Below are 13,555 nucleotides of genomic sequence, written 5' to 3'. Positions count from 1 at the left end.
ATCAGCCCGCTGCGCGCTCCAGCACCTTCGCAATCACCTTGTCGAGCATTTTGCTCAATGCGATGCGCTCGGCGTTGTCGAGGCAATCGAACAGGTCCACGTTCCATTGGCGCGCAATGGGCATCACGCGGCGATAGAGTGCGCGACCTTCACGTGTGAGCGAAAGCAGCACGACGCGTCCGTCCGCGGGGTCGCTGTCGCGGGCCAGCAGCCCCCGGCGGATGAGCGCCTCCGCGGCGCGGCTCGCCTGACTCTTGTCGAGATTCGCGTGGCGCGCGAGGTCCATCACCGAAAACGGCCCGAACGATCCCACTGCAGCGATGATGCGAGCCTCGGGCAGCGTGACGTCGAGTCTCGCCTGGTAGCGTTCGCTGATGCCGCGCTCGGACAGCTTGTTCAGGACGTGCAGGCGATAGGTCAGAAACTGGTCGAGTCCGGCTTTGTCGTCGGCCTTCATGGGGGGCCTGTCGTAGTGGGAGGGCGGCACCGTGATGCGGGCAACATGACGTCGTCATGGCGCTGTGATTGTTGCTGCAACTGTGCAGGCAGTCAACGCGCGGCGCGATGCCGATGCGTCATGGCGCGACGATATTCGCGATGGCGTGCATGACAAGGCCGTGCGGCATGCGGCATGAATGGTGCTGTCGTTGCGGGTGACTGCGTGACCGCTTGATCGCTTGATCGCTTGATCGCGGGGCGACGCGCGACGCGTTGGGCTGGGCTTCGCTGTCCTGGCCTTGCAGCGTCGATCAGCGCGCGCCGTATTTCAGCCGCGTCAGCTGTTCCGCCTCATTCGCGAGCAATCGCGCCGCATCGCGAATCGCGGTGTCCAGCGTGATCGGGCCGGGCGCGGGCGAGAAGCAGCCGCTGAAGTGCTCCGCGAGCCTCGGCAATGCGGCGGGATCCACAGCGCCCGACAGCAGCGACGCCGGCACGCCCGCCGCTTTCGCGTGGCGACAGGCGACGAAGGGCGCTTTGCCGTGGAGCGTTTGCACGTCCGAGCGTCCTTCGCCGGTGATGAGCCAGTTCGCGCCGGCGAGTGCGGCGTCGAGGCCGGCCTCGCGCGCGACGACTTCCGCGCCCGGCTCGAAATGCGCGCCCAGCATGCGAAGCGCGAAGCCGAGCCCTCCCGCGGCACCCGAGCCAGGCTCATGACGCGCTTTGCGTTGCAGCGCGGCTTCGAGCAGATCCGCGAAGCGCGCGAGCGAGCTGTCGATGTCGGCGATCTGTTCCGGCCGGACACCTTTCTGCGGGCCGAACACGGCTGTAGCGCCATGCTCGCCGGTGAGCGGGTTATCGACATCGGACATGCCGACGAACGAGGCCTGCGCGACGCGCGCGTCCAGTTGCGAGACATCGACGCGTGCCGCGCGGGCGAGCGAGGCCGGTGTCGGTTCGAGCGCCTCGCCGGCTGCATCGAAGAGCTTCATGCCGAGTCCGGCGAGGAGCCCTGCGCCGCCGTCGTTGGTACTGCTGCCGCCCAGCGCCACGTAAAAGTGCCGCACGCCCGCATCGAGCAGCGCGCGGATCGCCTCGCCCATGCCGCGCGTGCTGCGCGCCTCGACGGGCACGCTCATGCCGTCGGCATCCGTGATCCCGACGATCTCGGCGGTTTCCACGACGGCGCTGCCGTCTTCGAGCAGGCCCACCGCGGCCTCACGGACCGTACCGGCAGCGCCGTGCACGCTGAGAACGCGGCGCGCACCGCCGCGCGAGAGCAGCGCATCGAGCGTTCCTTCGCCACCGTCGGCCATGGGGCACAGCCGCACTTTTGCGTCGGGGCGCGCGCGGCGCACGCCGTCCGCGATGGCCGCGGCCACCTCGGCGGCACTGAGCGAACCCTTGAAGGAGTCGGGAGCGATGACGACGACAGGCGCGGGGGACGTGTCTGACATAGTGTTCCTGGGTGTCTCGTGAAGAGTTGGAGTAGTCGGCAAAGGCGCGGCGCTGAGCTGTCATCGAAGCTGCTGTGGCGCAGGCCACGCGCGAAGCGCGCCCGTTAGCTTAGCAGCGTCGCTCGCGCCCGCGATATGGGCGCCTGCATGACGGGCATCGGAGGCTTGTGCGCGAATCTTCGCACCCGACTGCCTACGTTGAATGCGGCGGACACGCCGATTCCGCTTGAGTGCGTCAATAGTTTGCTAAACTACTGGGCTCTTTTGACGAAACCGTGCTGGAAGGGGCCGCGAAAGCGGTGGGCCTGAAGAAGCGATGGGCCCGAAAGCCGGAGGCATTACCCGGCTGTGGCGTGTGTGTCACAGGCGGGAACCGGACCAGGGCTAAAGAGGCTTGAAGGGCCGGTGCCAGCCGCGGCAAAGCGGTTCGGCGGTCGCGGCTCCCGGGTTGCGAGACTCGGGCTGCGCGCGAAGCATCCCACGCGGCGGCACTGCGCGGCACGGCAAAGACTGACAGATTCGCTCGAATAATTTTAGGACGATTGAAGCCATGGCTAACGTTGTTGAAAACCTCGGCAAGCTCGAACGCCGCGTGACGATTTCCCTGCCGAAGGAGGCCGTGCAGAAGGAGATCGAGTCCCGTATCCGCCAGATCGCCAAGAATGTGCGCATGCCGGGCTTCCGCCCGGGCAAGGTGCCGCTCAAGATGGTCACGCAACAGTATTCCGGCCAGGTCGAAGCGGAAGTGCTGAGCGACAAGGTCGGCAAGGAGTTCTTCGACATCAGCCGCGCCGAGAACCTGCGCGTGGCCGGCCAGCCGAGCTTCAGCCCGAAGACGGACGCCGCCGAAGGCGCCTACGCCTTCGACGCGACGTTCGAGGTGTATCCGGAAGTGACGCTCGGCGACATCTCCACGGCCGAGATCGAGCGCACGACCACCACGATCAGCGAAGCAGAAATCGACCGCACGCTCGACATCCTGCGCAAGCAGCGTGTGCATTTCCACGCGCGCGGCGAGGCCGGCGAGCACGGTGACGGCGGTGCTGACGCGGCGGCCAAAGACGGTGACCGCGTGACGGTGGACTTCGTCGGCAAGATCGACGGTGTCGCGTTCCAGGGCGGCAGCGCGGAAGACTTCGCGTTCGTGCTCGGCGAAGGCCGCATGCTGCCGGAATTCGAAAAGGCGGCGCAGGGCCTGAAGGTCGGCGAACCGCGCGAATTCGACCTGAAGTTCCCGGACGACTACCACGGCAAGGAAGTGGCCGGCAAGACGGCGCAGTTCACGATCACCATGAAGAAGGTCGAGTGGCCGCACCTGCCGGAAATAGACGCCGAGTTCGCGAAGTCGCTCGGCATCGCCGACGGCGACCTCGTGAAGATGCGCGCCGAGATCAAGGAAAACCTGGAGCGCGAAGCGAAGCGCCGCACCCAGGCGATTGTGAAGAACCAGGTCATGGACGCACTCCTGAAGCTCGCCGAGCTGGACGTGCCGAAGGCGCTCATCGAGCAGGACCAGGAACGCCTCGTCGAAATGGCGCGTCAGGACCTGATGCAGCGCGGCGTGCCGAACGCGAAGGATGCGCCGATTCCGGCCGAGATGTTCAAGGACCAGGCCGAGCGCCGCGTCAAGCTGGGCCTCGTGCTGGCCGAGCTTGTGAAGCAGAACGGCCTCGAGGCGAAGCCCGAGCAGATTCGCGCCGAAGTGGACGAATTCGCCAAGAGCTACGAAGACCCGAAGGAAGTCGTCCGCTGGTATTATTCGAACAAGCAGCGCCTTGGTGAAATGGAAGCGTTCGTCGTCGAATCCAACGTCGTCGAGTTCGTGCTCAGCAAGGCGAAGGTGACGGACAAGGAAGTCAGCTTCGAAGAACTGGCAAGCGCAACGGCGCAGGCGTAAGGCGTCGCTGCAACGGCGTGCCGGCTGTCGGAGCGACGGCCCGCACGCCGTTTTTTCGTCCGCGTTTTTGGCCCTTCCCACGGTATGGTTGAATAGCGCGGCGTTCGTCGCCACGTGGCGAATCAGACGATATTTTCCGGACAAGGACTCATTGCATGACGACTCGCGCTCAATTGCTGGACACGCTGGCTTCCCACGCGCCGCGGGACTTCGAGACTCAGGCGCTTGGCCTCGTGCCGATCGTCGTGGAAACGAGCGGCCGTGGCGAGCGCTCGTATGACATTTACTCGCGCCTGCTCAAGGAGCGGGTGGTGTTCATGGTCGGCGAAGTGAACGACCAGACGGCCAACCTCGTGGTGGCCCAGATGCTGTTTCTGGAAAGCGAGAATCCTGACAAGGACATCAGCCTCTACATCAACAGCCCGGGTGGTTCGGTGTCGGCAGGCATGGCCATCTACGACACCATGCAGTTCATCAAGCCCGACGTGTCGACGCTGTGCATGGGGCTCGCGGCCAGCATGGGCGCGTTCCTTCTTGCCTCGGGTGCGAAGGGCAAGCGGTTTGCGCTGCCGAATTCGCGCGTGATGATTCACCAGCCGCTCGGCGGCGCGCGCGGCCAGGCATCGGACATCGAGATCCAGGCGCGCGAAATCCTCTACCTGAAAGATCGGCTCAACCATTTGCTGGCGCATCACACCGGCCAGCCGGTCGAACGCATCTCGCGCGACACCGACCGCGACAATTTCATGTCCGGCGAAGACGCGCAGGCGTACGGCCTCGTGGATCAGGTCTTGCATAAGCGTCCCTGATCCGGTGCGCTTTCTGCCCAAATTGGGGCGGGAGCGCCCGGTGCAGCGCTTGTGAAATAATCGGGATCAGCGCCCCCGCAGCCTGCGGCCATCACGCCGTCACAGCAGCGCGGTTCACGCGCTCCCGCCGTTGCGGCGGGAGGAAACGGCGTATCATGTAACAGAGTGTCCGGAGGCTCATTTATCCATGGCGGACAAGAAAGGTTCTAACAGCGAAAAGCTGTTGTATTGCTCGTTCTGCGGCAAGAGCCAGCATGAAGTGAAAAAGCTGATTGCTGGTCCGTCGGTATTCATCTGCGATGAATGTATCGACCTGTGCAACGAGATCATTCGCGACGAGGCAGCCGGCGCGGGCGTCGAGGCGGGTCTGTCGAAATCCGACTTGCCGAGCCCGCAGGAAATCCGTGAGATCCTCGATCAGTACGTGATCGGCCAGGAACGCGCGAAGAAGATTCTCGCGGTGGCGGTGTACAACCACTACAAGCGCCTCAAGCATCTCGACAAGAAGGACGACGTCGAGCTTTCCAAGAGCAACATCCTCCTGATCGGGCCGACCGGCTCCGGCAAGACCCTGCTCGCCCAGACGCTGGCGCGCCTGCTCAACGTTCCGTTCGTGATTGCGGATGCCACCACGCTGACAGAAGCGGGCTACGTGGGTGAGGACGTCGAGAACATCATTCAGAAGCTGCTCCAGAACTGCAATTACGAGGTCGACAAGGCACAGCGCGGTATTGTCTATATCGACGAAATCGACAAGATCAGCCGGAAGTCTGACAACCCGTCGATTACCCGCGACGTGTCGGGCGAGGGTGTGCAGCAGGCGCTGCTGAAACTGATTGAGGGCACGATGGCGTCGGTGCCGCCGCAGGGTGGTCGCAAGCATCCGAACCAGGATTTCATCCAGGTCGATACCACCAACATCCTGTTCGTCTGCGGCGGTGCGTTCGACGGGCTGGAAAAGGTCATCACCGACCGTACCGAAAAGACCGGCATCGGCTTCGGTGCGAGCGTGAAGAGCAAGCAGGACCGCGACGCCGGAGAGGTGCTGCGCGAAGTGGAACCGGAGGACCTGATCAAGTTCGGCCTGATCCCCGAACTGATCGGCCGTCTGCCCGTGGTCGCCACGCTCGGCAAGCTGGACGAAGCGGCGCTGATGCAGATCCTCGTCGAGCCGAAGAACGCGCTCGTCAAGCAGTACCACAAGCTGTTCGCGATGGAGCGCGTCGAGCTCGAGATTCGCCCCGCCGCGCTGCAGGCCGTGGCGCGCAAGGCAATCCGTCGCAAGACCGGTGCGCGCGGGCTGCGCTCGATTCTGGAACAGGCGTTGCTGGACGTGATGTACGAGCTGCCGGCAATGAAAGGTGTCAGTAAGATCATCATCGATGACAACGTGATCGAGGGCGATGGCAAGCCGCTCCTGATCTACGAGGACGCGCCGAAGGTTGCAGGGTCGAATTGATCGGCTAAAGAGTTGTGGAAAAAAGCCGTTCATGGGAGTGTGAACGGCTTTTTTCGTTTATCTTGTGGTCAAGGCGTACTTTTTGGTGTCACTGAACTTTTCCCACACGCTTGAGGCTTGCAATCGATTTCGCCGGCCTCACTTACCGAACAATCTGATTCCATCCATGGGGAAATGAAATGTCAGGAACCCAACTCCTCCCGCCCGAACGCACCACGCTCCCGTTGCTCCCGCTGCGCGACGTCGTCGTGTTCCCGCATATGGTGATTCCGCTCTTCGTGGGCCGTCCGAAGTCGATCAAGGCTCTGGAAGCGGCGATGGAGGGCGGCAAGCACATCATGCTCGTCGCGCAAAAGACTGCCGCGAAAGACGAGCCCACCGAAAAAGACATGTACGAAGTGGGATGTATCGCCAACATCCTGCAGATGCTCAAGCTGCCCGACGGCACCGTGAAGGTGCTCGTGGAGGGGCTGCAACGCGCGAAAACGCTCTCGATCGAAGAACAGGAAACGCAGTTCTCGTGCGAAGTGATGCCGCTCGAACCGGACCATGCCGACAGCGCCGAAACCGAAGCGCTGCGCCGCGCCATCGTCTCGCAGTTCGACCAGTACGTGAAGCTCAACAAGAAGATTCCGCCTGAGATTCTCACGTCGCTTTCGGGCATCGACGAGGCAGGCCGCCTCGCGGACACCATCGCCGCGCACCTGCCGCTCAAGCTCGATCAGAAGCAGCACATCCTCGAGATGTTCCCGGTCGTGGAACGCCTCGAACATCTGCTTGCACAGCTCGAAGCCGAGATCGACATCCTGCAGGTTGAAAAGCGCATCCGCGGGCGCGTGAAGCGTCAGATGGAGAAGAGCCAGCGCGAGTACTACCTCAACGAGCAGGTGAAGGCGATCCAGAAGGAACTGGGCGAGGGCGAGGAAGGCGCCGATCTCGAAGAACTCGAGAAGCGCATTACCGCCGCGCGCATGCCGAAGGAAGCCCGCAAGAAGGCCGACGCCGAGCTGAAGAAGCTCAAGCTGATGTCGCCGATGTCGGCCGAGGCGACGGTCGTGCGCAATTACATCGACACCTTGATCGGCCTGCCGTGGCGCAAGAAGAGCAAGGTCAACAACGACCTGTCGAACGCCGAGCGCGTGCTCGACGAAGACCACTTCGGGCTCGAGAAGGTCAAGGAACGCATTCTCGAGTACCTCGCGGTCCAGCAACGCGTAGACAAGGTGAAGGCTCCGATCCTGTGCCTCGTCGGGCCTCCTGGCGTCGGCAAGACGTCGCTGGGGCAGTCCATTGCGCGTGCAACGAACCGCAAGTTCGTGCGCATGGCACTGGGCGGCGTGCGTGACGAGGCCGAGATTCGCGGTCACCGTCGCACGTATATCGGTTCGATGCCGGGCAAGATTCTGCAAAGCCTCACGAAGGTCGGCGTGCGCAATCCGCTCTTCCTGCTCGACGAAGTCGACAAGATGGGCATGGACTTCCGCGGCGATCCCTCGTCGGCGCTGCTCGAAGTGCTCGATCCGGAGCAGAACCACACGTTCGCGGACCACTACGTCGAAGTCGACTTCGACCTCTCGGACGTGATGTTCGTGGCGACGTCGAACTCGCTGAATATTCCGCCCCCGCTGCTTGACCGGATGGAAGTGATCCGTCTGTCGGGCTACACCGAGGACGAGAAGGTCAGCATCGCGCAGCGCTATCTGCTGCCGAAGCAGAAGAAGAACAACGGCCTGAAGGAAGGCGAGATCGAAGTCACGGAGCAGGCTATCCGCGACATCATTCGCTACTACACGCGTGAAGCGGGCGTGCGTTCGCTCGAGCGCGAAGTATCGAAGATCTGCCGCAAGGTCGTGAAGATGCTTCTGCTCAAGAAGGCTGAAGGTGCGGTGAAGGTCGACGGCAGTAATCTCGATACCTTCCTCGGCGTGCGCAAATACGACTTCGGTCTCGCGGCGAAGGAAAACCAGATTGGTCAGGTGACGGGTCTCGCGTGGACGGAAGTGGGCGGCGATCTGCTGACGATCGAAGCGGCCGTGATGCCGGGCAAGGGCAACGTGATCCGCACGGGCTCGCTGGGCGACGTGATGAAGGAGTCGGTGGAAGCAGCGCGGTCTGTGGTGCGTTCGCGTTCGCGGCGTCTTGGCATCAAGGACGAAGCGTTCGAGAAGCAGGACATCCACATCCACGTGCCGGAAGGTGCAACGCCGAAAGACGGTCCGTCTGCCGGTATCGCGATGACGACCGCGCTGGTGTCGGTGCTCACCGGCATTCCGGTGCGCGCCGATGTGGCGATGACGGGCGAGATCACGCTGCGCGGCGAAGTGTTGCCCATCGGCGGTCTGAAGGAAAAGCTGCTGGCGGCGCATCGTGGTGGCATCAAGCTCGTGCTGATTCCGGAAGAGAACGTGAAGGATCTCGCCGAGATTCCGGACAACGTGAAGAACGCGATCGAGATCGTGCCGGTCCGCTGGATCGACAAGGTGCTTGAACTGGCGCTCGAACGCACGCCGGAAGCATTGCCGGAAGAAGAGGTGAAGAGCACGCCGCCCGTGGGCGAGCCGGGCAAAGAGTCCGGTGCAACGGACGTCGTGAAGCACTAGGAAGCCCAGGCCGTTCTTCTTGCAACCCTCACCCAACCCGCGGTTTTTACCGCGGGTTTTTTATTGCCTAGAAAGCTTCGAAAGCCGGCCGCGAACGCCCGCCGGATCAGGCTCAACCCCGCTTGACACAAGGGTTTCGGCCCCTTCTAATGACCAGGCCCGGCGCATCGCCGGGGCCGTTATTTCCCGCGCTTCGTGCGCGCTCAGGATTGCCCAAACACATTCTCGGGGGCTGGAATGAATAAAACGGAGTTAATCGACCACATCGCTCAACAGGCCGACATCTCGAAGGCCGCAGCGGGACGTGCGCTCGAAGCCGTGATCGCTGGCGTAAAGGGGACGTTGAAGAAGGGTGGCACGGTCACGCTCGTGGGCTTCGGCACATTCGCCGTCGGCAAGCGCACCGCGCGCACGGGCCGAAATCCGCGTACGGGTGCGGCGATCAAGATCAAGGCGGCAAAGGTGCCCAAATTCAGGCCTGGCAAAGCGTTGAAAGATGCGCTAAACTAGCGGGCTCGTTGGTTGACGGGCTGAGAGTCGAAAAATGCGGCGCTCCGCAGTAAGTCAGCCGGCAGGCAGTTAGCAGGCGTCGTAGCCGAACGGCGATGGCGCAAGACCGAGGGACGGGTGCTTAGCTCAGTTGGTAGAGCGGCGCCCTTACAAGGCGTAGGTCGGGAGTTCGAGCCTCTCAGCACCCACCAGTTCCCGGTTAGTCCGCTGCGTGATTCAGGTGGTACATCCAACTTGAGGCTAGTGGCAGGGCATCATTAAGGAGTGGTAGTTCAGTCGGTTAGAATACCGGCCTGTCACGCCGGGGGTCGCGGGTTCGAGTCCCGTCCACTCCGCCAGTCAAGCAAGAAGGCGAACTCCGGTTCGCCTTTTTTATTGCCCGCTGTTGTAATATCGGGCGTTCTGTTTTAGGGCTAACGGCTACGCATGCTCGATTTTTTCCGCAATCACCAACGGCTGATGATGTTCATGCTCATCCTGGTTGTGCTGCCAGGTCTGGGCTTCGTAGGCATCCAGGGTTTCCGCGGCTTTTTTGACGAAAGCGCGAATATCGCGAGCGTCAACGGGCACAAGATCACGCGCGTCGAGTACGACAATGCGATCCGTCAGCAGCTCGATCGCGCCCGGCAAGTGCTCGGTGCGCGCTTCGACCAGAAGCAGTTCGATACGCCGGAGCGTCGGCGCCAGATGCTCGACGGATTGATCCAGCAGCGCGTGCTCGCTGACGAAACGCAGCGTCTGCATCTCACGGCATCGGACGAGGCAGTGCGGCGCGTGCTGCTTGCCGACCCGATCATCTCCTCGCTGAAGAAGCCCGACGGCACGATCGATCTGGAGCGTTACAAGGAACTGCTCGCCATGCAGGGCATGACGCCCGAGCAGTACGACGAACGCATCCGCTATGGTCTCGCGACTCAACAGTTGCCTGATGCGATTCAAAGTTCGGCCTTTACGCCGAAGGCGCTCGCGACGCAGCTCACCGATCTGGCCGAGCAGCAGCGCGAGGTGCAGGGCCTTGCATTCCGCGCGCGTGACTACGCCTCGAAAGTGCAGCCTACCGATGCGCAGCTCCAGGCCTACTACGACGCACACCGCAACGACTTCGCGACGCCCGCCACGGCCACGATCCAGTATGTCGTGCTGTCGCCGGCCACGGTGGCCGCAGCCGTTCAGCCTTCCGACGCCGACCTGAAGAAGTACTACGACGACAACGTCGCACGCTATCGCACCGAAGGCGAAGTGCGCGCGAGCCATATCCTGATCGCGGCGCCGAAGGACGCGAGCGCGGCCGACAAGGAGAAGGCAAAGCAGAAGGCGCTCGCCGTGCTCGCCGAAGTGAAGGCGCATCCGGACCAGTTCGCGCAGATCGCGCAGAAGGAGTCGCAAGACCCGGGCTCGGCATCGAAGGGCGGCGATCTGGGCTACTTCACGCGCGGCATGATCGCTGGCGGTCAGGCGTTCGACGACGCGGCGTTCAAGCTCAAGAAAGACGAAGTGAGCGACGTCGTGCAGACGGACTTCGGCTATCACATCATCAAGGTCACGGACATCAAGCCGGCCACGACCAAGCCGTTCGATGAGGTGAAGGCCGCGATTGCGAGCGAAGTGAAGTCCCAGCAAGCCGCGAAGCTGCTCGCCGACGAATCGGAAGGCTTTTCTTCGACCGTCTATGAACAGGCCAAGAGCCTGCAACCGGCCGCGGACAAGTACAAGCTGCCGTTGCAGACCGCTACCGTGTCGCCCACGCCCAACCCGGCGCTGCCCGCGGATAGCCCGCTCAACAACGCGAAGTTCCTGGCCGCTGTGTTCGCGGACGACTCCGTGAAGTCGCACAACAACACGCAGGCCATCGACGTGGGTAACAGCACGCTCATTTCGGCCCACGTCACGGACTACAAACCGGCCGCGGTTCCTGCTTTTGACGCCGTGAAGGACGCCGTGCGGCAAAAGGTGATCGCCCAGCAGTCGGCTGAGCTTGCACGCAAGGACGGCACGGCGAAGCTCGCCGCGTTGCAGAAGTCGAAGTCGACTGACGGTTTCTCGTCGCCGCTCAAAGTGTCGCGCAACGATACGCAAGGCGTGCCGCCCGCTGCGCTGAGCGCAATTTACAAGGCTGACGCGAAGAACTTGCCGGCCTACGTCGGAGTGGACCTCGGCGCCGACGGCTACGCGATTTACCGAGTGAACTCCATCGTTCCCGCGGCGCCCGTCGACGCTCAGCGCCTTGCTGGGGCCCAGCAGCAGATCGCTCAGGTCGCGGGGCAGGCCCAGGTGCAGGCTTACGTGGATGCTGTGCGCGCCCGTTCGAAGGTGAAGTTGTATGGCTCGGTGGATTCGCCGAGCCAGCCTCAGAGCGGTAACTGAGAGAGGCCCACGCGCCGGCGGCTGAGAGCCGCATCGGTCGCGTCAGTCCCGTGGACCACAAATGAAAAGCCCCGCATTCGCGGGGCTTTTTCTTTCTACAACGGTTTCCTACATATGAGCTTCGCGTGTGCGTCTTTCAGACTCGCTCAATGGCGCACCGCGAACGATCGAGCAAACGAGCGCGACCGTCATAGGCACGCGCTGATGTCACCTGTCGCGTCGCTGCCTGCAGCACCGTTCGGGCGGAAACCGGCCCACGTGCCGCCCTTGCTCGTCCACGACGGCCGGATCACCGCAGCCGCGCCATTGGGCGGTTGCTGACCAGGGGCGTAGACGTCGACGGCCTGGCCGTTTGCCAGCATGACTTGCGAGGTGACCTGCTGCTGCGACTTGTCCGCCCATTTCTGGGCAACACACTGCGCGACGGTGGCCGGCGGTTGCCGGCTTTCTCCCACGGACTGCACGCCCGCGGGACCCGTTGCGCACGCCGATATTGCAACCGTAAGCGCGATAAGCGGTAAGTATTTCACGGCATCTCCCTCCTGTTGCGCTCTGTACGAGCCGGTTGTTGAAGGTGAAGCGAACGAGTCAGATCACCCCTTGCCGGTCATGTTCCGCATCTTCAGGAAACAAGATGTAAAGCGAGCCTACTGCGCGGCGGGTTTGTGCAGGAGCGGCTTGAGCGTCGGCCAGACGTTGTCGAGCAACGCCGGCTGCGCCTGCTGGGTGGGATGGATCTGGTCCGCCTGGAACATGTCCGGTTTGTTCTCGATACCTGCGAGCAGGAAAGGTACCAGGGGTATGCGCATGTCCTGCGCGAGCTGGCCGTACAGACTGTGGAACTTTTGCGTGTAGGCGGGGCCGTAGTTGGGCGGTACGTACATGCCGACGAGAACCGCTCTCGCGTTGCTGCGTTGCACGCTTTCGACGATGGCGCGTAGATTGGCTTCGGTCGTGGCAAGCGGCACGCCTCGCAGCGCGTCGTTGGCGCCCAGTTCCACGATCACGATGGCGGGCTTGAGCCGTTGCATCAGCGCAGGCAGGCGCGAGCGGCCGTCGCTGGTGGTGTCGCCGCTGATGCTTGCATTGGCAACGTTATAATCGAGCCGCTCGCTGGCAAGGCGCCGACGCAGCAAGGCCACCCAGCCGCTGTCGCGCGGCAGGCCGTATTCGGCGGACAGGCTGTCGCCCAGCACCACGATGACGGGCTTGGCCGACAACTGATCATTCGCGGCAAACGCGTCGGGCAGGGCGGCGACGCCGAAGGCCCCAACGATGCCCAGTACCGCGGCAACCCGCGTGGCGCGTACTTTCAACCTGTGCTTCATCATGCAAAAGAAAACCGATCCAGTCATCGAAGTGCGGGGTGTGTGCAAGAAGGTCAAGGACGCGACAGGCGAACTCACGATTCTCGACGACATCAATCTGTCGATCGAGGCCGGCAGCAGCGTGGCGATTGTCGGCGCGTCCGGTTCGGGCAAGTCCACGTTGCTCGGATTACTCGCCGGTTTGGACAGCGTCACGTCGGGCTCGGTTCGGCTGCTGGGTCACGAACTCACCGGGCTGGACGAAGACGGCCGGGCTGCATTGCGCAGCGGCGCGGTCGGTTTCGTATTCCAGTCGTTCCAGTTGATGCCTCATCTCACGGCGCTCGAAAACGTCATGCTGCCACTTGAACTGCAAGGCGGCGTGTCGGCCCGCGAAGCCTCGGTGCGTGCGAGGGAACTGCTCGAGCAAGTGGGGCTGCGCGAGCGCACGGGTCACTATCCCAAACTGCTGTCGGGCGGCGAGCAGCAGCGCGTGGCCTTGGCGCGCGCCTTCGTCACGCGGCCCGCGATCCTGTTCGCGGACGAGCCCACGGGCAGCCTCGATGCCGCAACGGGCCATGCCGTGATCGACCTGATGTTCGAGATGAACCGCGCGCACGGCGCGACGCTCGTGCTGGTGACGCATGACGTCGAGCTTGCACGCCGCTGCGACGCCACCGTCACCATCGAAGCAGGCCGGCTCGTTTGAGCCCG

At 63.2% G+C, this 13,555-nt stretch carries 11 protein-coding genes and 2 tRNA genes; 9 read left to right on the top strand and 4 right to left on the bottom strand.

All coding sequences use genetic code 11. The features are described 5' to 3' along the window. Position 1 precedes the first annotated feature (1 nt). Entirely contained in the window at positions 2–457 is a 456-nt protein-coding gene (locus tag U0042_RS10935; protein ID WP_114810829.1) for a MarR family winged helix-turn-helix transcriptional regulator, read from the bottom strand. A gap of 292 nt (positions 458–749) precedes the next feature. Further along, positions 750–1,895: a glycerate kinase gene (locus U0042_RS10930; protein ID WP_114810830.1), complete on the bottom strand. Its 1,146-nt coding sequence runs from the start codon at positions 1,893–1,895 to the stop codon at positions 750–752. A gap of 550 nt (positions 1,896–2,445) precedes the next feature. Here U0042_RS10930 and tig point away from each other — a divergent pair. From tig to U0042_RS10890, 8 genes are all read left to right on the top strand, one after another. Continuing rightward, positions 2,446–3,792 (top strand): trigger factor, encoded by a 1,347-nt coding sequence (tig, locus tag U0042_RS10925; RefSeq protein ID WP_114810831.1) that lies wholly within the window; start codon positions 2,446–2,448, stop codon positions 3,790–3,792. Between the two features lie 155 nt (positions 3,793–3,947). Further along, positions 3,948–4,601, top strand: coding sequence for an ATP-dependent Clp endopeptidase proteolytic subunit ClpP (gene clpP / locus U0042_RS10920; protein ID WP_026121255.1), 654 nt, complete (start codon positions 3,948–3,950; stop codon positions 4,599–4,601). A gap of 187 nt (positions 4,602–4,788) precedes the next feature. Beyond that, positions 4,789–6,060 (top strand): ATP-dependent Clp protease ATP-binding subunit ClpX, encoded by a 1,272-nt coding sequence (clpX, locus tag U0042_RS10915; protein WP_114810832.1) that lies wholly within the window; start codon positions 4,789–4,791, stop codon positions 6,058–6,060. A gap of 179 nt (positions 6,061–6,239) precedes the next feature. Then, positions 6,240–8,660 (top strand): endopeptidase La, encoded by a 2,421-nt coding sequence (gene lon, locus U0042_RS10910; protein ID WP_114810833.1) that lies wholly within the window; start codon positions 6,240–6,242, stop codon positions 8,658–8,660. Between the two features lie 195 nt (positions 8,661–8,855). Continuing rightward, the gene (locus U0042_RS10905) at positions 8,856–9,170 is read left to right on the top strand and encodes an HU family DNA-binding protein (protein WP_269814041.1); all 315 of its coding nucleotides are present in this window, start codon (positions 8,856–8,858) and stop codon (positions 9,168–9,170) included. A 115-nt stretch (positions 9,171–9,285) separates the two neighbouring features. Then, positions 9,286–9,361: transfer RNA gene (locus tag U0042_RS10900), tRNA-Val, on the top strand. A gap of 70 nt (positions 9,362–9,431) precedes the next feature. Beyond that, positions 9,432–9,508, top strand: a tRNA-Asp gene (locus U0042_RS10895). Between the two features lie 88 nt (positions 9,509–9,596). Continuing rightward, positions 9,597–11,534 carry a SurA N-terminal domain-containing protein gene (locus tag U0042_RS10890; RefSeq protein WP_114810834.1) on the top strand — a complete coding sequence of 646 codons (1,938 nt, stop codon included), beginning with the start codon at positions 9,597–9,599 and terminating at the stop codon, positions 11,532–11,534. Between the two features lie 188 nt (positions 11,535–11,722). Here the strand turns inward: U0042_RS10890 and U0042_RS10885 are convergent, their stop codons facing one another. Both U0042_RS10885 and U0042_RS10880 read right to left on the bottom strand, forming a co-directional pair. Then, entirely contained in the window at positions 11,723–12,064 is a 342-nt protein-coding gene (locus tag U0042_RS10885) for a hypothetical protein (protein WP_114810835.1), read from the bottom strand. Between the two features lie 117 nt (positions 12,065–12,181). Continuing rightward, entirely contained in the window at positions 12,182–12,865 is a 684-nt protein-coding gene (locus U0042_RS10880; RefSeq protein WP_114810836.1) for an arylesterase, read from the bottom strand. Here U0042_RS10880 and U0042_RS10875 point away from each other — a divergent pair. Then, a complete protein-coding gene (locus U0042_RS10875) occupies positions 12,864–13,550 on the top strand; it encodes an ABC transporter ATP-binding protein (protein ID WP_114810837.1) in 687 nt (228 codons plus the stop codon). The genes U0042_RS10880 and U0042_RS10875 overlap by 2 nt on opposite strands. Positions 13,551–13,555: the final 5 nt, after the last annotated feature.

Origin of the sequence: Paraburkholderia kururiensis (assembly GCF_034424375.1) — a bacterium.
GTDB classification, from domain to species: Bacteria; Pseudomonadota; Gammaproteobacteria; order Burkholderiales; family Burkholderiaceae; genus Paraburkholderia; species Paraburkholderia kururiensis_A.
This window is presented reverse-complemented; position numbering and strand designations above follow the sequence as displayed.